The following is a 21,408-nucleotide window of genomic DNA, read 5'->3' as shown; positions in this document are numbered from 1 at the left end:
CGCGCCGGTCTCCTCATCGAGGCGGTGATGACGATGGCGTGCGCGATCCTCGTCTTCGTCAAGCTGCCGGAGTCCCGCCCCGAGCAGGCCCCGGTGGCGGCCGGGGAGGCCCCGGTGGCGGCCTGGGAGGCCGCCGCGCCGTCGGTGAACCTCGGCACGGTGTTCCGCGACGGCCGCTTCATGGGCCTCGTCGGGCTCTCGGTCCTGATCGGGCTGATCTTCCAGCAGGGCTCCGTGGCCCTGCCGGTGGCGATGGGCGCGGACGGCTTCTCCAGCGCGGACTTCGGCCTCGCGATCGGCGTCAACGGCGTGCTCATCGTGGTGCTCCAGATCCCGGTCTCGCGGCTCATCGAACACCGCGATCCCAGAAGGCTGCTGGTCGCCTCGGCGCTCCTCGCGGGGTACGGCTCCGGGCTGACGGGCCTTCGCCGGTTCGCTCGGGCTGTACGCGCTGACCGTGGCCGTATGGACGCTCGCCGAGGTCGTCAACGCGCCCGCCCAGATGGGGCTGGTGGTACGGCTCTCCCCCACGCACGGGCGCGGGCGCTACCAGGGCGTGTACTCCCTGTCCTGGTCGGTCGGGTCGCTGGCCGCGCCGCTCATCGGCGGCCGGGTGATCGACGCGTACGGGGCCGCCTGACTGTGGGGCGGTTGCGCGGCCGTGGGCACGGTGGCGGCGCTCGGGTACTGGGTCCTGACGCGGAGCCTGCCAGAGGAGCAGGGGGCCGCGCCCGAGGCGGTGTCCGGTCCGCCGGAGCGCAACGCCCCGGCGGACCAGGTGGTGTGAGGGGCTTCAGAGCGCCCGCTGGGCCTCGTACAGATTCCGCGGCCGTACGGACTCCGGGTGGCCGTACGACTCGACGCGCGCGTGCAGCGGCCCCTTGAAGTCCGGTACGTCCACCTGGCCGAACTCCCTGACCTCGCTGATGCCGGCCGTCGCGCTGTACGGCGCGATGCCGTCGATCTTCACGCACCCCGCCCGCCCGTTGACGACCCGTACGTTCCAGTGCGTGAACCGCGCCCCGTACAGCGGCCCGGCGCTCGCGTCGCCGCCGTGCGAGCCGGTGTTGTCCACGGTGATGTCGGTGCGCACATTGGCGAACGGCAGCCCGCGGTGGGTGTCGAAGGTCCCCATCTCCATCCGGCCGCGCGACCAGACGTTGTAGCTGGAGAGCCCCTCGACGTTGATGCCGTGCAGCTGCGTGCCGGGCGGGGCCGGGACCGTGCGGTCGTCGATCGCGAACTCCTCGACGAGGTTGTCGTGCGAGCCCTCACGGCAGCAGTACGGGTGGTGGCTGCCGCGCCCGGAGACGCGGGTGCGGCGCAGGGTGCACGCCTTGGCGGCGACGAGCAGGAAGCCGTTGTCGACGTTGTTGACGTGCACGTCGTCGACGCGGCAGTCCCACGCGCACTGGAGGGCGACGCCGTTGTACCCCTTGTCCAGCAGGTGCTTGGCCTGCGGCGTCTCGATGACGTCGAGGGTCAGCCCCTCGACGCCGGAGCCGGTCACCGGCCGGATCAGGGTGGTGAGTTCGGGCTGCCACGCGGGGCGTACGTCCAGCGGCAGCGGTCGGTCGAGGGTGACGCGCCGGCCGCGCACGGCGGTGACGCGGCACGGCCACTCGTAGGGCACGTACGAGGTGAGCTTGGTCTTGTCGGACCACTTGTAGCCGCGCGCGCCCTCGACGTCGCCCGCCATGTGCTGGAGCAGGGTGTGGCCGTCGTCGTCGGTGAGGCGCAGCAGGACGCGGTCGCCGCGGTTCAGCCGCGACGGGTCGGCGACAGTGACCGTCCAGTCGCCTTGGCGGGCCGGGGCGCCGATGGCAGTGAGGGTGCGGAACTCGTCACGCTTGTTGCCGGTCCAGCCCTCGAACGGCCAGTCCTCGGCCTCGATCGCGTCGGTGAGGGAGCGCCAGCGCTCGCGCGGGCAGATCCAGATGAGGCCGCCGGCCCAGGACCAGCCGGACTTGTCGCCGCCGTAGCGGCTGCCGTACGGGCCGACGAGTTCGGTGAGGCTGCGGGTGGCGTGCAGGGTGGTGCGGGCGGAGCCGGCGCCGCGCAGGACGACGTTGTCGTAGCCGATGCGGATGATGTCGTCGATGCGGTACGTGCCCGGGGGCACGGTGACGGTGCCGCCGCCGCGGCGTCCGGCGGCCTCGATGGCGCGGTTGATGGCGGGCGCGGAGTCGGCGGAGCCGTCGCGCTTCGCGCCGTAGTGGAGGACGTTGACGGCGCGGCCATGAGGGCGGGGGAAGTCGCGGGAGCCGCCGTAGTGGCCGGCGCGGCCGATGTAGGGGATGTTCGGGTGGGCGTAGGGGTTCCGCGTGAACTCCCGCCACAGCCTTCGGCCTTGCGGGCCGGGGGTGGCGGCCGGGGCAGCCGCCGCCGGAACGGCGGGCGCTGCGAGGGCTGTGGCACCGGCCGCCGTGGCGATGGCGCAGGCGAGGAGGTTTCTCCGGGTGAGGTCCATGAGGCCGCCTTCCATGGATGTGAACGCTGTTCAGGTGAGCGACGGATGTGAGAATGCCACGCGGCTGCGGCGGGCGGAAGGGGGTGTGCACGGGTACGGCGCGCGTGGCTTCGGCGGTCACCGCCGCCGCGTTTGGTACAACAGCACCGCGCCAGGCGTGTCGGCGACTGCCCCACGCGGAAGAGGGAACCCGGCCCACGGCCCGACCGGAGGCCGACCGGTTCCGCCCCTACGCCAGGAGGGCAGCTAAAGCATGGAGTTGAAGACTGTTCTCGTACTGGCCGGACTGGCGGCCGTAGCGGCATTCGCGGCGGCCGTCTTCCTCACGGCCCGGCTGATCCGTGCGCGCAAAATCCTCAAGGAAGCGGGCGTTCCACTTGAACACAAGGCCGCCTACTGGGGCGCCCTGCTCTACACGATCTCCCCGGTCGACCTCCTCCCCGATCCCGTCTACCTGGACGACATCGGGGTCTTGCTGCTCGCCTTGCACGTCCTCCAGTCGTCGGCGCAGAAGGCGCGTACGGACGGGGCGGGCACCGGCATCAAGCTCCGCTCCCGCGCCTCTCCCCGGAACCCTCCCCGGTCAGATTCGTGAACGCGTCCAGGTTCCTGGTCGACTCGCCGCGCGACGTGCGCCACGCGTACTCCTTGCGGATCGCCGTCGCGAAGCCCATTTCCAGGAGGGTGTTGAAGGAGCCGTCGGCGTTCTCCAGGACGGTGCCGAGGATGCGGTCGATCTCCTCGGGGGTGACCGCGGCCAGCGGCAGGCGGCCGGCCAGGTAGATGTCGCCGAGGTGGTCGATCGCGTAACTCACGCCGTAGAGGCGGGTGTTGCGCTCCAGGAGCCAGCGGTGGACCGCTTCCTGGTTCTCGTCCGGGTGGCGGACGACGAAGGCGTTGACGGAGAGGGAGTGCCGGCCCACCACCAGGGAGCAGGTCGTGGAGAGCTTCCGGGTGCCGGGGAGCTTCACCACGTACGTGCCGCTGGACGGGGACTCCCACTCCAGTTCGGCGTCCTTCAGAGTCCCCTCGATGACCTGCCGCGCGTCAGCCATGTCAGCCATGTGCCGAGCGTAGGCGACGCCGCCGCACCTGCATCGCGGCGGTGTAGACCTCGGCCGTCGCCGAGGCCGCGGTGTCCCAGCCGAAGGACTGCGCGTGCCGGGCGGCCCGCTCCCCCATCCGGTCGGCCAGTTCCGGGGCCTCGGCGAAGCGGCGCAGGGCCCGTGCGTAGTCGGCGGGGTCGTGGCCGTCGATGAGGAAGCCGCTCGCCCCGTCCCGTACGGCCACGGGGAGCCCGCCCACCGCCGCCGCGACGACCGGCGTGCCGCACGCCTGCGCCTCGGCGGCCACCAGGCCGAAGGACTCGCTGTAGGAGGGCATGACCAGGACCGACGCCGCCCGGTACCAGTCGGCGAGCTGGTCCTGGCCGACCGGCGGCCGGAACTGCACGACGTCCGCGACGCCGAGCCGGGCCGCCAGCTTGTGCAGCCCCTCCGGCTTGGCGAGGCCGCTGCCGCTGGGCCCGCCGACGACCGGCACGACGATGCGCGAGCGCAGCTCGGGGTCCTCGTCGAGCAGCACGCCGACCGCCCGCAGCAGGATGTCCGGGGCCTTGAGCGGCTGGATACGGCCCGCGAACAGCGGTATGAGCGCGTCCTGCGGCAGCCCCAGGCGGGCGCGGGCGGCGGCGCGGCTCGCGCTCACGTCGGGGCCCGTCGGGCGGAACCGCTCCAGATTGACGCCCGGGTGCACGACGGCGACCTCGCCGGGGTCGGCCTCGTAGTGCCGTACCAGCTCCTCGGCCTCGTCGGCGGTGTTGGCGATGAGCCGGTCGGCGGCCCGTACGATCTGCGTCTCGCCGATGACGCGCGCCGCGGGCTCGGGCGTGTCACCGGCGGCCAGCGCGGCGTTCTTGACCTTGGCCATGGTGTGCATGGCGTGCACCAGCGGCGCGCCCCAGCGCTCGGCGGCCAGCCAGCCGACGTGGCCGGACAGCCAGTAGTGGGAGTGCACGAGGTCGTAGTAACCGGGGCGGTGCCCGGCCCACGCCTGCATCACGCCGTGCGTGAAGGCGCAGAGCTGGGCGGGCAGCTCCTCCTTGGCGAGCCCCTCGTACGGGCCCGCGTCGACGTGCCGCACCAGGACGCCGGGGGCCAGTTCGACCGTGGGCGGGAGGGACGCGGTGGTGGCGCGGGTGAAGATCTCGACCTCGATGTTGATCGCGGCGAGGCGCTTGGCCAGTTCGACGATGTAGACGTTCATGCCGCCCGCGTCGCCCGTGCCGGGCTGGTGCAGCGGGGAGGTGTGAACGCTCAGCATGGCGACGCGCCGGGGTCGCCGAGGGGTGCGGCGCAGCCGCGACGGCCCGGCGAGCGGGCCGTGGGTGCGGCCTCGGAGCGTGCCGAGCCGCGGTACGTACTGGCTCACCGTACGTGCTCCTCCTGCGTAGGCGGGCTACAGCTGTCAGCCTTGCAACACCGGAGGTACGAGCTCCAATTTCCGTTTTGCCAAAACGTGACGCTGGCCACCCGGGTGGCCGCCTCCGCGTTGCGGCAAGGCCCCGGAGGCACACTCCGGCGAGGCCCCGGAGGCACACTCCAGGGAGGCCCCGGAGGCGCACCGCATAGGCTCGTCACCATGCCCGCCCCGCCCGCCCGCCAGCCCGCGCCGACCCGGCCCGTGGGCTCGGCGACCCGTGGCACGACCAACCCGAACCGGCTGCGCCGCATGGACCGCTGGATCGCCGCCACGCACGCCGCCGCGCTGCTCCGCAGCTCCGACCCCGTCGCGGTGGACCTCGGGTACGGGGCCGCCCCCTGGACCGCCGTCGAGCTGCTGGCCCGGCTGCGGACCGTACGGGCGGGGGCCGAGGTCGTCGGCGTCGAGATCGATCCGGCGCGCGTCGCGGCGGCGCTGCCGCAAGAAAGGGCCGGGCTGACCTTCGCGCACGGCGGCTTCGAGGTGCCGCTGCCGGGCGGCCGGCGGCCGGTCCTGATCCGGGCGGCGAACGTGCTGCGGCAGTACGACGAGGCTGAGGTCGCCGCCGTATGGGCGCGGCTGTGCGCGCGGCTCGCCCCGGACGGGCTGCTCGTGGAAGGCACCTGCGACGAGATCGGCCGCCGCCATGTGTGGGTCGCGCTCGGCCCCGAGGGCCCGCGCACGGTGACCTTCGCGACCCGCCTGGCCTCCCTCGACCGCCCCTCCGACCTGGCGGAACGACTCCCGAAGGCGCTCATCCACCGCAACGTGCCGGGCGAGCCGGTGCACGCCTTCCTCCGCGATTTCGACCGCGCCTGGGCGTCCGCCGCCCCGTACGCCGCACTGGGCGCGCGACAGCGCTGGATCCGCTCGGCCGCCTCCCTCGCGACCGCCTGGCCCCTGACGGACGGGCCGCGCCGCTGGCGGCAGGGGGAGCTCACGGTGCGGTGGGAGGCGCTTACGCCACGGGGGTGATTTCCTCATACCGGGGTTCGAGGAACCGGCGCGAGGATTCCCGGAAGTGGGCTACGAGCGGGCTGCGGTCGTCTGCCCGGCTGGCGACGACCACCTGACAGGGTTCGATGTCGTCGACGGTGATGGCGACGACATCGTCCCGGAGTGTGTAGCGCCGGTCATACGCAGGCACGACGGCGATGGCGCGCCCGTCCGCGACGACTTCGAGCTTGTCCTCGAAGGTGTCCACGAGCAGCGGACCGAGTGGTGCCGGGTTGCCGTCCGACCGGGGGTCGAGCCGCCAGAACCCGCTCCAGACCGCGGCCATGCCGGCACAGGTCAGCAGGGGTTCGTCGGCGAAGTCGTCCTGCCTGACCGACTCCTTGGCCGCGAGGCGGTGGGATGCGGGCACGAGGAGTACCCGGGGTTCGTCATAGAGGGCGGTCACACTCAGGTCATCGTCCGGGATGGGGAGCGGCGCGCGGGCGACAAGCACGTCGACCCGGCCGTCGGGAAGGGCGCGGGTTTCGTTCCAGTCCAGATGACGGGTGCGGACGTGGGCGTCAGGATGACCGCGGCGCAGGTCCCGCACCGCGGGAGTGATGACGAGGTCCTCGACGTACCCGATGGTGATCGTGCGCGGTGGCGCCGCGGCGCGTGCGGCCCGCACCGCCTGCTGGGCGGAGTGCAGGAGTTCCTGCGCCTGGGGCAGGAAGGCCGCGCCTGCCGCGGTGAGAGCGCTGCCCTGGGTGGTGCGCTCCAGCAGACGCACGCCGAGGGCGTCCTCCAGCCGCTTGATCTGACGGCTCAGGGAGGGCTGGGCCACGTGCAGCGCCGCCGCCGCCCGGGCGAAGTGCAGATGCTCGGCGACGACCGTGAAGTACCGCACCAGCCTCAAGTCGAGGTCAAGGCCGGGATCGAGCGCCGGAGCGGGCAAAACTCCATCGGACATGCGGACACCCTACTCGTGATACCGATCCTGCATGACGGAGCGCGAAACAGGTCTTGGACGCCCTGCCGCAGACGGCTGTTGACTCAATGCTGTCCTTCCGAGGCCGCCTCGGAAGGACACGATCCGCAAGCCGATTCCTGAAACAGAGGATGTCCACCGTGGGCAAGTACGAGGGCAAGAACGTCGTGATCACAGGAGGCAGCAGCGGGTTGGGCCTGGCCACCGCACGGCTCCTCGTGGGCGAAGGGGCACGAGTGCTCATCACCGGGCGTCAGCAGGCCGCACTGGATGCCGCCCGCGACCAGCTCGGCGACAACACGATCGCGGTACGCAGCGACGCGTCGTCGTTGCCCGACATCGACGCGCTGGCCGACCGCGTGAAAGCCGAGTTCGGCACGGTCGATGCCCTGTTCGCCAACGCCGGTGTGAACGGATTCGCACCGTTCGAGGCGACAAGCGAGGAGCTCTTCGACGAGTTGCTGACGATCAACACCAAGGGCCCGTACTTCACGGTGCAGAAACTCGCCCCGCTGCTGGCCGAGGGCAGTGGCGTGGTGTTCACCACCTCGGTCGTGAATGTGCTGGGCCTTCCCGAGCTCAGCGCATACGCGGCGAGCAAGGCGGCGCTGCGCTCGATGACCCGCAGCCTGGCCCGCGAGCTGCTGCCGCGGAAGATCCGCGTCAACGCGGTCAGCCCCGGCCCGATCGACTCCGGGATCCTGAACAAGTCGATGCCCCTGGAAGCGGCGGAACAGACGAAGGCACAGATGGCCGCGGTCATCCCCATGCTGCGCGTGGGCACCCCCGACGAGATCGCCAAGGCAGTCGCCTTCCTCGCCTTCGACGCCACCTTCACCACCGGCGCCGAACTCGCCGTGGACGGCGGCGCTTCCCAACTGTGACAGCGGTCTTCACTGTGACAGCGGTCTTCGTCACCGGCGGGAGCGGCCCACCATGCGCTCCCGCCCGCGTCGTCTCCCCCGGACGAGCGAGGATTACGGCCTCTGGCCTGCGCTGTCTCATGTGGATGTCATAAGTGCCATCCACATGACACGGCCGCTGAGCAAATGACACAACGTTCGCCCAGTGCACCGCCCCGCAACGTGATGTGCCGGTAACCGGGGGGCGGACAGGACCACCCCCTGGGCGCGGGCTTCCCAGGAGGTGGCACGGACCGTCAGCGGAACAGGCGGAAGAACCCGCGTACCTGCTCGACCAGCGACTCCGGCTGCTCCAGCGCGGCGAAGTGCCCACCCTGCGGCAGCTCCTCGAACCAGCGCAGGTCCGTGAACCGCAGCTCGGCCTCCCGTCGCGACGGGCGGGTTATGTCGCGCGGGTAGACCGACAGTCCGGATGGCGCGGTCACCTTGTCCCGGAAGTTGGCGAAGCTCTCCCAGTACAGGCGCGCCGACGACGTGGCCGACGCGGTGAACCAGTAGACCGAGATCTCGTCGAGGATCGTCTGCCGCGACAACGCGTCCTCGGGATGGCCGTCGTTGTCCGTCCACGCCCAGAACTTCTCGGCGATCCAGGCGGCCTGGCCTGCCGGGGAGTCGGTGAGGCCGTAGCCGAGGGTCTGCGGCCGGGTCGCCTGGATCGCCGAGTACCCCCGGCCGGTGCGCTGCATCTCCTTCTCGGCCTCGCGATTCGCCAACTCCGCAGGCGTCGGGTCGCCGAACGTGCCCGCCGCCACGGATCCCAGATTCAGGTGCACGCCGGCGACCCGCTCGGGCGCCACCTCGCCCAGCGCGCCGGACACCGCCGAACCCCAGTCGCCGCCCTGCGCGCCGTACCGTTCGTAACCCAGCGAGACCATCAACGTGTCCCAGGCGCGCGCGGTGCGAGTGATGCCCCAGCCGGTCGTCGACGGCTTGTCACTCCAGCCGTACCCGGGCAACGACGGCGCGACCACGTGGAACGCGTCCGCCGGGTCACCGCCGTGCGCGCGCGGGTCGGTCAGCGGGCCGAGGACCTCCAGGAATTCGAGCACCGAACCCGGCCACCCGTGCGTGAGCACGAGCGGGAACGCGTCCGGCTCCGGCGAGCGGACGTGCAGGAAGTGGATGCCCTGCCCGTCGATCGTGTCGCGGTACTGCGGGAAGGCGTTCAGCCGCTCGGCGAACCCGAAGTCGTAGTCCTCGGCCCAGCTGCGGCAAAGCTCTTGCGCATACGCCAGCGGCAGACCCTGTGACCAGTCGTCCACCGGCTCGCGCTCGGGCCACCGTGTCCGCCGCAATCGTTCACGCAGGTCCGCGATCTCGGCTTCGGTGATGCTGACCTCGAATGGCTCGGCTGACATGGCAAGGCTCCTTACTGGTCAAGGCGTTATCGGATCAGATGCGGGTGGACCGTCATCGCGGGCTCCCACGCGTGGCTTCGGGTTCGGGGCGGCGGTCGGCGGCAGGGAGCCGGTCGGCGGCAGGGCGCCGGGTCAGGCTGAGGACGAGTCCGGCCAGGGGGAGTGCCGCGAGCGCGGCGAGGGCCACCGGCGCCGGCACGATGCCGGACAGGCCCGCGACCGCGGCCGGGCCGATCCCGCCACCCAGGGCGTTCATGAAGTTGAGCAGGCCCTGTGCGGTGTCGCGGTCGTCCGCGGCGACCAGGTCCGGCGCGAGGCTCACCAGTACGGCTTGGGCGCCGGCGAATCCGCACACGGTCAACGCCATGCCGACGACGACCGGGATCGGCCCGGTGAAGATCGCGACCACGAGCACGCCGACGACGGTGAGTGCCGCGAGCCCGGCCGTCACCTGCCAGCCGGCGAACCGGTCGGTCAAGGTGCCGACCAGCCGCCCGGCCAGCACCGAGCAGACGGCGGCCGGGACCAAGAACACGCCGGCTTCCAGCGGGCCACCGCCCGTGGCCTGCTCGATCAGGGACGGGGCGCGGAACAGCACCCCGTAGTAGCCGGCGAAGACGGTCCCGCCGATGAGCCCGGCCGCCAGGAAGCCGCGGGACGCGATCACCCGCCGGGGCACGAACCCGTCGGGCGTGCTGCGCACGCGCCACCACAGTCCCACGGCGGCGAGCACCCCGGCGGCGGCCACGACGAGCGTGACCGGAGCGGGCAGGCCGACCGAGTGTGCCTGTAGCAACGTGATCAAGGAGCCGGCGAGTACCGACAGCACGGCCGCGCCGACGATATCGAGTCGCCCGGTCGAGCCGTTTCGCTCGCCGCCGCCGCTACCGCTACCGCTACGCGTCAGCGCGCGCCTGCTCGGCCATGCGACCAGCAGGAGGGGCAGCGCGAGGACCGGGATCGCGAGCACGGCACGCCACCCGAGCCATACGGTCACCGCCCCGCCCAACAGCGTCCCGCACCCGGACGCCGTCGCGCTGGCGGCCGCGACGATCCCCAGGGCGCGGATCCGTTGCCGCCCGGGAAGGGCGGTGGCCGCGGCGAAGACGGCGATCACGGTCGCGCCCGCCCCGGCGCCGCCGATCAGTCGGCCGACGATCACGACGGACAGTGTCGGCCCGGCTCCGGCGAGCGCGGAGCCCGCGGCGAGCGTCACGACCCCGGTGACGAGGACCTGGAAGGGGCTCCAGCGGGCCAGCAGCCGACCCGCGACCGGCATCGCGAGCGCGGAGGTCAGCGACCACGCGGCGAGAATCCACGCGGTGGCCCCGAATGGCACCGCGAGTGCGCGGCCGATGGCCGGCAGGGCCACCGACGGCGCTCCCAGTGCCACGTACATCGGCAGCACCAACATCCCCAAAGTCAGCCCCAGCCGACGCCCGTCCGGGGTGTCGGTCCGTTCCGGTGCCGGGGCCCGTCCAGACGCGCTTGTCTGCGACGTCGTCCCCTGCCAGGTATGTTGTGACATGCCAAAGCTCCTTTGAGTGTAACGTTATGGGACAGGGAGGAGACACGTCAAATGCCGGATGCGTATTACAGCCCATGGGTGGTCCAGATGGCCGTCGACCTGGCCAACACCTTGAGGCCGATCAAGGGAGAGGACGCGCTGGAGACCGTGGAGCAGCTCCGGGACTTCCTCGACGACCATCCCGAGGCCGCGCCTCTGAGTTCGGCCGCGAACCAAGGAACCGGTCATCGGCATCTCGCCCGCGCCGACCTGGCGGAAGTCCGCGCGTTGCGCAAGACGGTCCGTGAGGTGCTCGAACGGGCGAACGCGGACGCGGACGAAGCTACGGCTCTGATCAACGACGGTCTGCGCCGCAGCCGCGCCACCCCGGTACTGCGCCACGAGGGCGACCGCTGGTGGACCGAGGTCACCTCCGACACCGACCGCCGCGCGGCGCACCTTGCCGCGACCACGCTCAGCGCACTGGCCTCCGTGATCGCCACGCTCGGCCCCGCTCGTCTCGGCGCATGTGCCGGGCCGACCTGCCGGGCCACTTTCGTGGACCTCTCGCGCAACGGCTCGAAGCAGTACTGCACCCGAACCTGCGCACATCGGGCCAGCGTCGCGGCCTACCGGAGCCGACGCAGCCCGCGTTGAGCGCCGGCACCTGCCCCTGCCAGGCCGGCACCTGCCCCTGCCAAACCGGCTCCGGGGTTTCGCCCGAACCCGCCTTCGACGAACTCGTTCGGGCCTCCGAGTGCGTTCCGAGTGCGTTCCTCGCGATGCGATGCGATGCGATCTGCATCGCCGCGAAAGCCGGTCGTCAGATCGGTTCGGCGCGGGCGGCGGAATACGCCGCCTCGGCTCGCTCCTGTCGGCACGGGCCGCAGTGTGTCTCGTCGGCTACGGGCCGGAAGACGTGTTCGCTGCCGGGCCCTTGGCAGGTTGTGAAGGGGGCGGGCTGCGAGGGGGGTTGGGCGGTGCGGGAACGCCGCTGCTGCTCGGGGAAGCTCCGTGCCTCCGGCAGCTTGTCGGCGAGGCGGCGGCGTACGAAGCCCGGTGCGTACCGCACCCCTTCGGGCGGCAGCCCGGTCGTCAGCGCCTCCCGCAGCTCCCCGGACCGCGCCCCGCGCAGAAACCACTCAGCGGCTGCGCCGGCGAGCTCCCGGGCCTCCGACACGCCGAGGCGTAGGCGGCGGTCGGCGTGGCGGAGTGACAGCAGGACTCTCTCGGCCTCGGCGAGGTGGGGTTCGAGGACCGCTTGTCGCAGTGATGCGGCGGGATCGAGGGGGGTGTGCGGCCCGTCCGGACGGTCCTGCACGCCCGGCTCTTCGGCCGGAACGACGGTGGGCGGGTGGGAGGAGTTCTTCTCCTCGTTCTTCTTCTTACGGAGATAACCACCGGCCCTCCGACCGGTCGGCCCACCGACCGTCGGAGACTGCACACTCGGCGGGACCCCGTCCCGCACCCGGACCGCCTCCTCACCGCTCAGGACGATGTTGGAGAAAACCTGTTCCGTCACCCAGCGCCCGCGCTCGCCCTGCCACCGCCAGTCGTGGAAGTAGCCGCCCTCGACAAGCAGCCGCTTGGCCTTCTGGAACGCCCGCCCCGTGATCCCGACCCGCGCCGCATGCTCACCGAGCGGCTTGGCCGTCTCGGACTCGGGCAGTCCCTGCACGTAGATGAGGAGGATCTTGGCGTCACTGTTCAGACGACAATGACGGACGACGTCATGCGACGCCTTCACATAGCGCCCGATGGGCGCGATAACATGCCGGAGCATCCTGGTGGACCTGGTTTCCACTCGCGGTGAAGGCCCTCAGACTGGTGTTAGAGCACCGCTGGGGGCCGCTCCGTACGTACGCACGGAGCGTGATGACCCGGTCACAGTACCGCCAAAACCGCACCTCGCGCCCCGGATTGGCCGCTTCTCGCATGCACTCGACGGCACGCCGTCGTCGCGGGGCGGGCGAGCGCCGTTGCCCACATCGCGGGCGGGCAGGAGTCCGCCGCCTTCGCGTTCACACATCGTCCGCAGAAGCCCGCCGGCATCCCGGCCTCGGCCGCAACTGCCCGCAGAGGCCGAGACGGCGGCGTACGGTGACAGCAGGACCAGGGAGGGTGAGTATGAGCGACATCGCGGCAGCGACGTGGACCACACACGTCGGAGGGAAACCGGTGGAGATCCCGGCGACCATCGAGGGCATCCGCGCCACGCTGGGCACAGCCGACGCCGAAGCGTACGACGCAGAGATCAGCCGGACCCCGGCCCAGGACCTGCACCGCGTGCTCGCCCGATGGGCCCTGCCGGCCGAGGCCGAAGAAGAAGACGACGCCATCGTCGCCCGCCTGAAGTTCGGGGACTTCTCCGGCTGCACCTCGCAGGACAACTCTCGCCCCGGGGCGGCGTGAGCCGTTACCGGATCCAGTACGCGGACCCGGCCGAAGCCGCCCGCCGCGCGATGCGGCCGGAGTTCCGCGCAGCGTTCGAACGGGCGATGACCAAGACCCTGGGCGCTGATCCGTACGGGCACGGATCCGCCGCGATCAAGGGGGATCGCGACTATCGCGAGGTCACCGTAGGCGGCGTCTTCGTCGTGTACTACGTCTCCCCCGCCCCCGACGTTCTCGTCGTCACCGCTCTCCGACTCATGCACTGACACCGCCAAGCCCTGCTTCCCCCGGACTCCGGGGGAAGCAGGGCCTTGTTGCGTTCGGGCACCGCCTGGCCCGCGCCGGCCTCGGCCACCTCCCCCCTAAGCGCCACCACCACGAACGGGAGCCCTGCGCCCATGAAGTGCTAACAAAATCGTTGACAATTCTGTTCGCCTAGATTTAGCGTCGACAGGCACTCACTCAGGGAGGGCAGATGCCGAAGGAAGCCCATCCAGGCTCCGGAGAGCAGGCCAAGCAGTACGCGCTGGAGCGGTTGCGGAAGGCGATCACGCAGGGCGAGATGGCACCGGCGCAGCGACTGATGGAGAACGAGCTCGCCGAGCAGTACGGCGTCACGCGTGCCAGCATGCGCGCCGCGCTGCTGGAGATCACCTCCGAAGGTCTGGTCGAGCGGATTCGCAACCGCGGATCACGAGTGCGCGTGGTCACCGTCGCGGAGGCCGTGGAGATCACGGAGTGCCGGATGGTGCTCGAAGGGCTGTGCGCGGCCAAGGCGGCGGAGGTCGCCACCGACGCCCAGCTCGACGAACTGACGAACATCGGCGAAGCCATGGCCAAGGCGGTCGCCGACGGCGACCCGGTCACCTACTCCGAGCTCAACCACGATCTGCACGCCCTGATCCGGGACATCTCCGGCCAGCACACGGCCGTCGGCCTCCTGGAACGGCTCAACGCCCAACTGGTGCGCCATCGCTTCCAGTTGGCACTGCGCCCCGGGCGTCCGCAGCAGTCCCTGAGTGAGCATCTGGCGGTGATCGAAGCGATCCGCGCCAGAGATCCGCGAACGGCCGAGGCGGCCGTTCGCGCCCACCTCAGCAGCGTGCTCGACGCCCTGCGCGCCGACTGACGCGCTCCTGGGGCAGGGGCACACCTGTCACCAAGGAGACGCAGCATGACCCACGGCAACGGCGTACCCGCCACCGACCCGCCACGATCGACCCTCGTCGTCACCGCGCATGCCGGGGACTTCGTGTGGCGGGCGGGCGGCGCCATCGCCCTGGCCGCCGCCCGCGGCGAGAAGGTCACCATCGCGTGCCTGACCTTCGGCGAGCGCGGCGAGTCCGCCAAGGCATGGCGCGAGGGCAGGAAGCTCGACGAGATCAAGGAGATACGCCGCGACGAGGCCGAGCGCGCCGCCGCCGCGCTCGGCGCCGAGGTCCGCTTCTACGACGCCGGCGACTATCCCCTGGTGGCCACCGCCGAGCTGACCGATCAGCTCGTCGCGGTCTACCGCGCCACCCAGCCCGATGCCGTGCTCACGCACCCGGTCGCGGACCCGTACAACGGCGACCACCCCGCCGCCAACCGCATGGCCTTGGAGGCCCGTGTCCTCGCGCAGGCCATCGGGTACCCCGGCGAGGGCGAGATCATCGGCGCCCCGCCCGTCTTCTACTTCGAGCCGCACCAGCCCGAGATGAGCGGCTTCAAGCCCGAGGTGCTGCTCGACATCACCGAGGTGTGGGAGACCAAGCGCAAGGCCATGGAGTGCCTGGGCGCGCAGCAGCACCTGTGGGACTACTACACGGATCTCGCCGTACGCCGAGGGGTGCAGCTCAAGCGGAACGCCGGCCCGAACCTGGGCCTGGCCCACAAGACCATGGCCGAGGCATACATGCGCCCGTACCCGCAGATCGCGAAGGAGCTCGCCTGATGCCCGGCGTCATCGTCACCGGCCCGCCCAAAGCCAAGGAGCCCGCCTGATGCCCGGCGTCATCGTCACCGGTCCGCCCAAAGCCGAGGCCAAGGACGTCGAGGCGCTCGCCGGCTACGGCACGGCCACCGTCAGCGAGGCGATGGGCCGTACCGGCTTCCTCGGCACGCATCTGCGCCCGGTCCAGCAGGGCGTACGCGTCGCGGGCACCGCCGTCACGGTGCTGTCCTGGCCCGGCGACAACCTCATGATCCACGCGGCGGTCGAGCAGTGCGGCGAGGGCGACATCCTCGTCGTCACCACCACTTCACCCTGCACGGACGGCCTGTTCGGTGAGCTGTTCGCCACGGCCCTCGCGCGGCGCGGCGTGCGCGGCGTCGTCATGGACACCGGCATCCGGGACACCGCCGAACTGCGGGCGATGGGCTTCCCCGCCTGGGCCGCCGCTGTCAGCCCGCAGGGGACGGTCAAGGCGACCGGCGGCAGCGTCAACGTACCCGTCGCGATCGGCGGCCAGGTGATCCGCCCCGGCGACGTGATCGTCGCCGACGACGACGGCGTCGTGGTCGTCGAACGCCGGCACGCCCGGCGGACCGCCGAGGCGTCCAAGGCCCGCGAACAGAAGGAGGCCGGAGCCCGCGCCGCCTTCCTGGAGGGCCAGCTCGGCCTGGACCGCTACGGGCTGAGGGACACGCTCCAGCGGCTCGGCGTCGAGTACCGGACGTACGAGGAGTACGAGGGGTACACGGCGTACGCGGAGGGCGGTTCATGACCGGGCCCGCGGGGGTGCGCTGCATGCTGATGCGCGGCGGCACGTCCAAGGGCGCGTACTTCCTGGCCGAAGACCTGCCCGCCGAACCAGGCGCCCGCGACGGCCTGTTGCTGCGCATCATGGGCAGCCCGGACCCGCGCCAGATCGACGGACTCGGCGGGGCGCACCCGCTGACGAGCAAGGTAGCCGTGGTGTCCGCGTCCGCCGGCCCCGAGGCCGACGTCGACTACCTCTTCCTCCAAGTGGGCGTTGAGACAGCCGAGGTGTCGGAACGTCAGAACTGCGGCAACCTGCTCGCCGGAGTCGGCCCGTTCTCCGTCGAACGCGGCCTGGTCGCCCCCGGCGACGGTGAGACGTCCGTACGCATCCGCATGGTGAACTCCGGCGAACTCGCCACGGCGACGTTCCCGACACCGGGCGGGCACGTCGAATACGCGGGCGGGACGGAGATCTCCGGCGTACCCGGAAGAGCGGCCGCCGCAGTCATCGAATTCGCGCCGGGCAGCGGCGAGTTGCTGCCCACGGGCAGCGTGCGCGACAGGGTCGTCGGCACCGAGGTCACCTGCGTCGACAACGGCATGCCGACGGTCCTGATCCCCGCCGAGCACCTCGGGGTCACCGGCTACGAGGAGCCGGCGGACCTGGAGGCGAACGGCGCGCTCGCCGAACGGCTGCGGGAGATTCGGCTCGCGGCGGCGGAGCTGATGGGCCTCGGCGACGTCTCGGCGGCGCCCGTGCCCAAGCTCACCCTGCTTGCCCCGCCCCGCCACGGCGGCGCGGTCACCACGCGCACCTTCATCCCGGTCCGCTGCCACACCTCGATCGGCGTACTCGGCGCGGCGAGCGTGGCCGCGGGGCTGCGCATCGAGGGAAGCGTCGCGCACGGCATCGCGGCGCTCCCGGAGCAGGGCGAGCGGCTGCGCATCGAGCACCCCACAGGATTCACCGACATCGAAAGCGGCCTCACGGCCACCGCCCCCTCCGCCGACGGCCCGCCCCGCGCCCGCCGCACCGCCGTGGTCCGCACGGCCCGCAAGATCTTCGACGGCGCCGTCTTCCCCCGGCCACCCGAGACCGCGCCACTGACCGCACCCACCACAGGAGGCCAAGGATGACCCCGCCCCTCGGCGACATCGCCCACATCGGCCACGCCCAGCTGTTCACCCCGGACCTGGACGCCTCCGTGGCCTTCTGCACCGATTTCCTCGGCCTGACGGTCAACGGGCAGCGCGGCGACACCGTATATCTGCGCACCTTCGACGACTACGAGCACCACAGCCTGGTCCTCACCGCCCGTGACCAGCCCGGCCCGGGCCGGCTCGCCCTGCGCGTCTCCAGCGAGGAGGCGCTCCGGCGCCGCGTGCGGGCCATCGAGGACGCGGGCGGCACCGGCCACTGGGCCGAGGACGAACCCGGCCTCGGCAAGCTGTACGTCACCACCGACCCCGACGGCCACGAACACGCCCTGTACTGGGAGAGCGAGCACTACACGGCCCCCGGCGGACTCCGGCCCGCCCTGAAGAACCAGCCGCAGGCCAAGCCCAACAGGGGGGTGGGGGTGCGGCGCCTGGACCACATCAACTTCCTGGCCGCCGACGTACTGGCCAGCGCCGAGTTCCAGCAGCACGTCCTGGGCGCCCGCCCCACCGAGCAGATCCGGCTCGACTCCGGCAGGATCGGCGCCCGTTGGCTCACCTTCACCGACAAGTCGTACGACGTCGTCTACACCGAGGACTGGACCGGCAGCGAGGGCCGCCTGCACCACATCGCCTTCGCGACCGACACCCGCGAGGACATCCTGCGCGCCGCCGACCTCGCCATCGACACCGGCGTCTTCATCGAGACGGGCCCGCACAAGCACGCCATCCAGCAGACGTTCTTCCTGTACGTCTACGAGCCCGGCGGCAACCGCATCGAGCTCTGCAACCCGCTCAGCCGCCTCGTGCTCGCCCCCGACTGGCCGCTGGTCACCTGGACCGAGGAGGAGCGCGCGAAGGGCCAGGCCTGGGGTCTGCGGACCATCGAGTCGTTCCATACCCACGGCACGCCTCCCGCTCGGGTCTGACTGGTCCGACAGGGATCTGGCTGGTCCGACCTGCATCTTTCGGCCCCGGAGAGCGCCGCGCGAGGAGTCCGCGAGAACGGCGTGACACCGGGGCCGAAATGTTTTCCGAGATTGTTAACAAAAGTGTTGACGAAGGGTCGGCGGCTTTCTAGCGTCTACGCCAGACCGAGGGTCCCCGCCCTGATGTCCCGCACGAGAGGGAACAATGACGTCCTCCTCCGCCACCTCCTCGCCCGCCCAGGCAAGCGGGATACCGGCCCGCAGAAGCCGTACCGCCGTCATCGCCCTGTGCTGGGGACTCGTCCTCCTCGACGGCATCGACACGTTCATCTACGGCTCCGTGCTCCCCAAGATGCTCGGCGGCAAAAGCCTCGGGCTCACCGCCGCCACCGCGGGCACCATCGGCAGCTACTCCACCTTCGGCATGCTGATCGGCACGATCCTGTCCGGTATGGCGTCGAACTGGATCGGCCGCCGCAACACCGTCTTCGCCAGCGTCGCCCTCTTCACCCTCGCCACGCTGGGCACCGGCTGGTCCCAGACCTCCGGCCAGTTCGGCTTCTTCCGCCTCGTGTGCGGCTTTGGACTCGGCGCGCTGCTGCCGATCGCCATCTCGTACGGCATGGAGTTCACCTCCCGAGGCCGCCGCGCCCTCGCCACCGGCATCATCATGACCGCGCACCAGACCGGTGGCGCCCTGGCCCCGCTCCTCGCGCTGTGGCTCGTCGAGGACTTCGGCTGGCGCTCGGCCTTCATCGCCTCCGCGATCCCGGCCCTGGTCCTGCTGCCGGTCGCCCTCAAGGCGCTGCCCGAGTCGCCGGCCAACCTGCTCACCCGTGGCCGCCGAGCCGAGGCCGAGACGCTCGCCGCCGACTTCGGCACCGAGCTGCCCAAGGCGAAGGAGAACGGCACGGACAAGCAGGACGCGCTGAAGAACCTCTTCCGGGGCGGCCAGTGGAACACCACCCTGTGCTTCTGGCTGACGTCCTTCGCCGGCCTGCTCCTGGTCTACGGGGTCGGCCAGTGGCTGCCGAAGATCATGGTCGATCTCGGCTACGACACCGGTGACTCGCTCCTGTTCTCGACGTTCCTGAACGTCGGCGGCATCTGCGGCATGCTCATCGCAGGCCGCACGGCCGACAGGATCGGCCCGCGCAACGTCGTCATCGTCTGGTTCGTCCTGACCGCGGTCTTCGTCTACCTCATGGGCGTCAGGATGCCGGTCGGCGTCCTGTACGCGGTGGTCTTCTTCGCGGGCCTGCTGCTCTTCTCCGCCCAGGCCATGGTCTACGCGACGGTGGGCACCCACCACAGCGACGAGGACCGCCCCACCGCCCTCGGCTGGGTCTCCGGCATGGGCCGCTTCGGCGCCGTCTTCGGCCCGTGGGTCGGCGGCGAGCTCCTCGCCGCGGGCAACGCCGACGCGGGCTTCACGGTGTACGCCTGCGCTGCCGTCTTCGGCGCGCTGATGATGGCCCTGGCCGCCCTCGCCATCAGGGCACGCTCGGCCGCGAAGGGCTGACGGCACGCGGACCGGAGGACCGCTCCCGCACGGCGGTACGGGAAGGGTCACCGGCAGCCCCAGCCGAACACCGGATCAGGTCAGGTGAGGCCGCGTCACGTCAGGTGCAGCGCCGCCAGCAGCGCGTCGACCAGCGGCCGGTCGCGGTCCTGCGTCAGGCGGGCACGGGCGGCAGCGGGTGGCAGCCACAGCAGCCGGTCCACCTCGCGGTTGAGCTCGAAAGAGCCCCGCGTCGCCTCCGCCGCCCAGTACCGGACCTCCTTGGGCCGCCCGCTCGCCATGTAATGCGCGGTGGGCAGGACCGCACCCGGCTCGCACTCCATACCGGTCTCCTCCAGCACCTCGCGCTTCGCGCCGCTCAAGGCGTCCTCGCCGCGCTTCAGCTTGCCCTTGGGGTGCGACCAGTCGCCGTGCCACGGGCGAGTGACAGCCCGCGCAGTCACGCGTTAGAGATCGACACCAGAGAGCTTGGAAAGAGCAATCAAACGGGCATTGCTTCTCTTATGGAGCGAGGTGAGGACTCGGAAGACCTCCTGCCCCATTGGGTGAATACGAGCCATCTGGGGCGCTGCTCTCCATGCGGTCGTCAGGTTGTCCAGGGCTCCGTCTCGGTTGCCCAGGTCGAGTTGTGCACGCGCCAAGTTGATACGGCTGGGTGCGATGCGGGTAGGCGGCAAGTTCTCCAATGCCATATCAAGATCTTCAGCGACTCTGACAGCTTCCTGAGGCTGTCCTAGGTCAACTTGCGTGGCGAGAACATGAGTTACGGTGTTGCCGGGTCCGAAAATCATGTTATGCGCGTTCTCATCGCCCCTGAATTCATCGGCTGCCCGCCGAGCAGACCTGATGTGCCGGCCGGCCTCCTTCTGGGCCTCGATCTTGTCATCCATCCTGCCCGCGATGGTCATCCCTCGCAGGTTCAGCACACCGACAGCGAAGGCCCGTTGCTGACCGCTCAAGCTTGTCTGGGCCATGGCAATCGCGCGATCGACGATCGTCAACCCCTTCTCCAAAGATCCAGCATTCAGGTAGACACCCGCGCGATCACGAGCGGCGATTGCCGCTGCCAGCGGGTTTTCCTTCTGCTCAACGGCCCATCGCTGACGAGTCACAGCGAGTTCCGCCATATCCATCCACCGGTGCCGAGCTGCCAGCCAATAGACGGTGCTATACACATCAGCGAGGCATGCCCAACTCTGTGCCGTATTGGCTTCGAAGGCGTGCGCTGTAGCGTTTCGCACGTAGCCGGGGAGAGCAGGGATCAACCTGTCAATGTCGACATTGTCTCTGTGGAGACTAGCCATCGCGAGATCACGCGCGACTGTCCTTTCGGTGGCCTCGCGGCTCTCCGGTAGGTCGTAGTCCCGGATCGCCGACCGAAGGGCCACCAATTCGGCTTCCTTGTCGATCTCGACAGGGGCAGTCCCTAGCACCTCAGCCATGGAAACGCCCATGGCATCTGCCATCAGTGCAGCCACTTCCGGCGTGAGAGTGCGGTCTCCGATCTCGATTTTGCTGAGCAGAGACACGGAGACCGACGCCTTCCGCGCAAGCTGCTCTTGCTTGAATCCATGCGCCTTCCGCACGGCCGCGAGGTTGGCGCCTGGTGCAAGTGGTGCAGTGCCCATAGGTTCAGTCTTCCTCACAAGATGCTCTCGCGCTGGCAGTCAGGGCCACCGTGTACCCCCTGACTTGGCTGTGCAAGCGTTGTGCAAGTTCCCCTGATCTGTTGAGCGTTGACTGTATGGAGAAGGGCCGCCCCACCAGAGGCGGCCAGTCACGAACCTGCAGACGCAACGTCGAGTCGACGGGGTTACTGATGGTCATCATCAACCTAGACACCTGCTCTGATGCCCGAGCCATCGGCCACGAGCTGGCTGAAGAGCTGCACCTGTCCTTCATGGCTCTCGGGTTCTACCTGCCGATGCAGGGGGCTGCCCCTATAGGTGGCCGCGCGTACGTCGCCGTTGACCCGATCGGTCATGACACGGCCGTCCGGCTGCTGGAAGCCTTTTGGGCCTCCTCCGTTGCGTACCGCTCCCAGCGATGACTACGTGGG

22 protein-coding genes and 1 pseudogene are annotated in these 21,408 nt (G+C 70.7%); 14 read left to right on the top strand and 9 right to left on the bottom strand.

The annotated features are described in order from the left end of the window. Positions 1 to 3: 3 nt before the first annotated feature. Positions 4 to 787, top strand: a pseudogene (locus tag AC07AB_RS10060) (MFS transporter); the annotation flags it as partial. A 6-nt stretch (positions 788 to 793) separates the two neighbouring features. On the opposite strand, the gene AC07AB_RS10055 reads toward AC07AB_RS10060, so the two are convergent. Then, positions 794 to 2,470, bottom strand: a complete 1,677-nt coding sequence (locus tag AC07AB_RS10055) for a glycoside hydrolase family 55 protein (protein ID WP_478563016.1) — start codon at positions 2,468 to 2,470, stop codon at positions 794 to 796. 253 nt (positions 2,471 to 2,723) lie between these two features. Here AC07AB_RS10055 and AC07AB_RS10050 point away from each other — a divergent pair, with 253 nt between their 5' ends. Beyond that, entirely contained in the window at positions 2,724 to 3,065 is a 342-nt protein-coding gene (locus tag AC07AB_RS10050; protein ID WP_478563013.1) for a YkvA family protein, read from the top strand. Here AC07AB_RS10050 and AC07AB_RS10045 read toward each other — a convergent pair. Both AC07AB_RS10045 and mshA read right to left on the bottom strand, forming a co-directional pair. Continuing rightward, positions 3,013 to 3,525: a type III secretion system chaperone family protein gene (locus tag AC07AB_RS10045; RefSeq protein ID WP_478563573.1), complete on the bottom strand. Its 513-nt coding sequence runs from the start codon at positions 3,523 to 3,525 to the stop codon at positions 3,013 to 3,015. The two genes, AC07AB_RS10050 and AC07AB_RS10045, sit on opposite strands and share 53 nt — an antisense overlap. A 1-nt stretch (position 3,526) precedes the next feature. Then, positions 3,527 to 4,900, bottom strand: coding sequence for a D-inositol-3-phosphate glycosyltransferase (gene mshA, locus AC07AB_RS10040; RefSeq protein WP_478563011.1), 1,374 nt, complete (start codon positions 4,898 to 4,900; stop codon positions 3,527 to 3,529). Between the two features lie 210 nt (positions 4,901 to 5,110). Between mshA and AC07AB_RS10035 the strand changes: the two genes are divergently transcribed. Then, on the top strand, positions 5,111 to 5,926 hold the full coding sequence (locus AC07AB_RS10035) for a class I SAM-dependent methyltransferase (RefSeq protein WP_478563008.1): 816 nt from the start codon (positions 5,111 to 5,113) through the stop codon (positions 5,924 to 5,926). Here AC07AB_RS10035 and AC07AB_RS10030 read toward each other — a convergent pair. After that, positions 5,910 to 6,857 (bottom strand): LysR family transcriptional regulator, encoded by a 948-nt coding sequence (locus AC07AB_RS10030; RefSeq protein WP_478563005.1) that lies wholly within the window; start codon positions 6,855 to 6,857, stop codon positions 5,910 to 5,912. The genes AC07AB_RS10035 and AC07AB_RS10030 overlap by 17 nt on opposite strands. A 158-nt stretch (positions 6,858 to 7,015) precedes the next feature. Here AC07AB_RS10030 and AC07AB_RS10025 point away from each other — a divergent pair, with 158 nt between their 5' ends. Next, positions 7,016 to 7,759, top strand: a complete 744-nt coding sequence (locus AC07AB_RS10025; RefSeq protein ID WP_478563003.1) for an SDR family oxidoreductase — start codon at positions 7,016 to 7,018, stop codon at positions 7,757 to 7,759. A 275-nt stretch (positions 7,760 to 8,034) separates the two neighbouring features. Here the strand turns inward: AC07AB_RS10025 and AC07AB_RS10020 are convergent, their stop codons facing one another. Then, positions 8,035 to 9,156 (bottom strand): epoxide hydrolase family protein, encoded by a 1,122-nt coding sequence (locus AC07AB_RS10020; RefSeq protein ID WP_478563001.1) that lies wholly within the window; start codon positions 9,154 to 9,156, stop codon positions 8,035 to 8,037. A 52-nt stretch (positions 9,157 to 9,208) separates the two neighbouring features. Further along, positions 9,209 to 10,684, bottom strand: a complete 1,476-nt coding sequence (locus AC07AB_RS10015; protein ID WP_478562999.1) for an MFS transporter — start codon at positions 10,682 to 10,684, stop codon at positions 9,209 to 9,211. A 51-nt stretch (positions 10,685 to 10,735) separates the two neighbouring features. On the opposite strand from AC07AB_RS10015, the gene AC07AB_RS10010 reads away from it, so the two are divergent. After that, complete coding sequence (locus AC07AB_RS10010) at positions 10,736 to 11,320, top strand: CGNR zinc finger domain-containing protein (RefSeq protein WP_478562996.1); 585 nt, start codon at positions 10,736 to 10,738, stop codon at positions 11,318 to 11,320. Between the two features lie 166 nt (positions 11,321 to 11,486). On the opposite strand, the gene AC07AB_RS10005 is transcribed toward AC07AB_RS10010, so the two are convergent. Beyond that, on the bottom strand, positions 11,487 to 12,446 hold the full coding sequence (locus AC07AB_RS10005) for a hypothetical protein (protein WP_478562993.1): 960 nt from the start codon (positions 12,444 to 12,446) through the stop codon (positions 11,487 to 11,489). Positions 12,447 to 12,790: 344 nt separating this feature from the next. Between AC07AB_RS10005 and AC07AB_RS10000 the strand changes: the two genes are divergently transcribed. The 8 genes from AC07AB_RS10000 to AC07AB_RS09965 all read left to right on the top strand — a co-directional run bounded on the left by AC07AB_RS10000 (position 12,791) and on the right by AC07AB_RS09965 (position 19,349). Continuing rightward, positions 12,791 to 13,075, top strand: coding sequence for a hypothetical protein (locus tag AC07AB_RS10000; RefSeq protein ID WP_478562990.1), 285 nt, complete (start codon positions 12,791 to 12,793; stop codon positions 13,073 to 13,075). Continuing rightward, a complete protein-coding gene (locus tag AC07AB_RS09995) occupies positions 13,072 to 13,323 on the top strand; it encodes a hypothetical protein (protein WP_478562987.1) in 252 nt (83 codons plus the stop codon). Before AC07AB_RS10000 ends, AC07AB_RS09995 begins: the two co-directional genes overlap by 4 nt. A 209-nt stretch (positions 13,324 to 13,532) precedes the next feature. Beyond that, positions 13,533 to 14,186: a GntR family transcriptional regulator gene (locus tag AC07AB_RS09990; RefSeq protein WP_478562984.1), complete on the top strand. Its 654-nt coding sequence runs from the start codon at positions 13,533 to 13,535 to the stop codon at positions 14,184 to 14,186. Between the two features lie 45 nt (positions 14,187 to 14,231). Beyond that, complete coding sequence (locus AC07AB_RS09985) at positions 14,232 to 14,990, top strand: PIG-L deacetylase family protein (RefSeq protein ID WP_478562982.1); 759 nt, start codon at positions 14,232 to 14,234, stop codon at positions 14,988 to 14,990. 49 nt (positions 14,991 to 15,039) lie between these two features. Next, positions 15,040 to 15,762: a 4-carboxy-4-hydroxy-2-oxoadipate aldolase/oxaloacetate decarboxylase gene (locus AC07AB_RS09980; protein ID WP_478562979.1), complete on the top strand. Its 723-nt coding sequence runs from the start codon at positions 15,040 to 15,042 to the stop codon at positions 15,760 to 15,762. Further along, positions 15,759 to 16,877: a 4-oxalomesaconate tautomerase gene (locus tag AC07AB_RS09975; RefSeq protein ID WP_478562977.1), complete on the top strand. Its 1,119-nt coding sequence runs from the start codon at positions 15,759 to 15,761 to the stop codon at positions 16,875 to 16,877. Before AC07AB_RS09980 ends, AC07AB_RS09975 begins: the two co-directional genes overlap by 4 nt. Beyond that, positions 16,874 to 17,827: a VOC family protein gene (locus AC07AB_RS09970; protein WP_478562974.1), complete on the top strand. Its 954-nt coding sequence runs from the start codon at positions 16,874 to 16,876 to the stop codon at positions 17,825 to 17,827. The genes AC07AB_RS09975 and AC07AB_RS09970 overlap by 4 nt, the downstream gene beginning before the upstream one ends. A 205-nt stretch (positions 17,828 to 18,032) precedes the next feature. Then, a complete protein-coding gene (locus tag AC07AB_RS09965) occupies positions 18,033 to 19,349 on the top strand; it encodes an MFS transporter (RefSeq protein ID WP_478562971.1) in 1,317 nt (438 codons plus the stop codon). A 95-nt stretch (positions 19,350 to 19,444) separates the two neighbouring features. On the opposite strand, the gene AC07AB_RS09960 is transcribed toward AC07AB_RS09965, so the two are convergent. Continuing rightward, a complete protein-coding gene (locus AC07AB_RS09960; protein WP_478562969.1) occupies positions 19,445 to 19,792 on the bottom strand; it encodes an NUDIX hydrolase in 348 nt (115 codons plus the stop codon). Between the two features lie 3 nt (positions 19,793 to 19,795). Next, on the bottom strand, positions 19,796 to 20,977 hold the full coding sequence (locus AC07AB_RS09955; protein WP_478562966.1) for a helix-turn-helix domain-containing protein: 1,182 nt from the start codon (positions 20,975 to 20,977) through the stop codon (positions 19,796 to 19,798). Between the two features lie 191 nt (positions 20,978 to 21,168). On the opposite strand from AC07AB_RS09955, the gene AC07AB_RS09950 reads away from it, so the two are divergent. Continuing rightward, on the top strand, positions 21,169 to 21,399 hold the full coding sequence (locus AC07AB_RS09950; RefSeq protein ID WP_478562964.1) for a hypothetical protein: 231 nt from the start codon (positions 21,169 to 21,171) through the stop codon (positions 21,397 to 21,399). Positions 21,400 to 21,408 lie beyond the last annotated feature (9 nt).

The sequence above is a fragment of the Streptomyces sp. NPDC044033 genome, assembly GCF_056434425.1.
The sequence above is the reverse complement of the archived record's forward strand: the minus strand, read 5'-3'. Positions and strand labels throughout refer to the sequence as shown.

Bases quoted from the DNA above. Each gene is read 5' to 3' on its own strand.
- AC07AB_RS10055 (WP_478563016.1), bottom strand. From the start codon at position 2,470: ATGGACCTCACCCGGAGAAACCTCCTCGCCTGCGCCATCGCCACGGCG.
- AC07AB_RS10050 (WP_478563013.1), top strand. From the start codon at position 2,724: ATGGAGTTGAAGACTGTTCTCGTACTGGCCGGACTGGCGGCCGTAGCG.
- AC07AB_RS10045 (WP_478563573.1), bottom strand. From the start codon at position 3,525: ATGGCTGACGCGCGGCAGGTCATCGAGGGGACTCTGAAGGACGCCGAA.
- AC07AB_RS10035 (WP_478563008.1), top strand. From the start codon at position 5,111: ATGCCCGCCCCGCCCGCCCGCCAGCCCGCGCCGACCCGGCCCGTGGGC.
- AC07AB_RS10030 (WP_478563005.1), bottom strand. From the start codon at position 6,857: ATGTCCGATGGAGTTTTGCCCGCTCCGGCGCTCGATCCCGGCCTTGAC.
- AC07AB_RS10020 (WP_478563001.1), bottom strand. From the start codon at position 9,156: ATGTCAGCCGAGCCATTCGAGGTCAGCATCACCGAAGCCGAGATCGCG.
- AC07AB_RS10015 (WP_478562999.1), bottom strand. From the start codon at position 10,684: ATGTCACAACATACCTGGCAGGGGACGACGTCGCAGACAAGCGCGTCT.
- AC07AB_RS10010 (WP_478562996.1), top strand. From the start codon at position 10,736: ATGCCGGATGCGTATTACAGCCCATGGGTGGTCCAGATGGCCGTCGAC.
- AC07AB_RS10005 (WP_478562993.1), bottom strand. From the start codon at position 12,446: ATGCTCCGGCATGTTATCGCGCCCATCGGGCGCTATGTGAAGGCGTCG.
- AC07AB_RS10000 (WP_478562990.1), top strand. From the start codon at position 12,791: ATGAGCGACATCGCGGCAGCGACGTGGACCACACACGTCGGAGGGAAA.
- AC07AB_RS09990 (WP_478562984.1), top strand. From the start codon at position 13,533: ATGCCGAAGGAAGCCCATCCAGGCTCCGGAGAGCAGGCCAAGCAGTAC.
- AC07AB_RS09985 (WP_478562982.1), top strand. From the start codon at position 14,232: ATGACCCACGGCAACGGCGTACCCGCCACCGACCCGCCACGATCGACC.
- AC07AB_RS09980 (WP_478562979.1), top strand. From the start codon at position 15,040: ATGCCCGGCGTCATCGTCACCGGTCCGCCCAAAGCCGAGGCCAAGGAC.
- AC07AB_RS09975 (WP_478562977.1), top strand. From the start codon at position 15,759: ATGACCGGGCCCGCGGGGGTGCGCTGCATGCTGATGCGCGGCGGCACG.
- AC07AB_RS09970 (WP_478562974.1), top strand. From the start codon at position 16,874: ATGACCCCGCCCCTCGGCGACATCGCCCACATCGGCCACGCCCAGCTG.
- AC07AB_RS09965 (WP_478562971.1), top strand. From the start codon at position 18,033: ATGACGTCCTCCTCCGCCACCTCCTCGCCCGCCCAGGCAAGCGGGATA.
- AC07AB_RS09955 (WP_478562966.1), bottom strand. From the start codon at position 20,977: ATGGGCACTGCACCACTTGCACCAGGCGCCAACCTCGCGGCCGTGCGG.
- AC07AB_RS09950 (WP_478562964.1), top strand. From the start codon at position 21,169: ATGGTCATCATCAACCTAGACACCTGCTCTGATGCCCGAGCCATCGGC.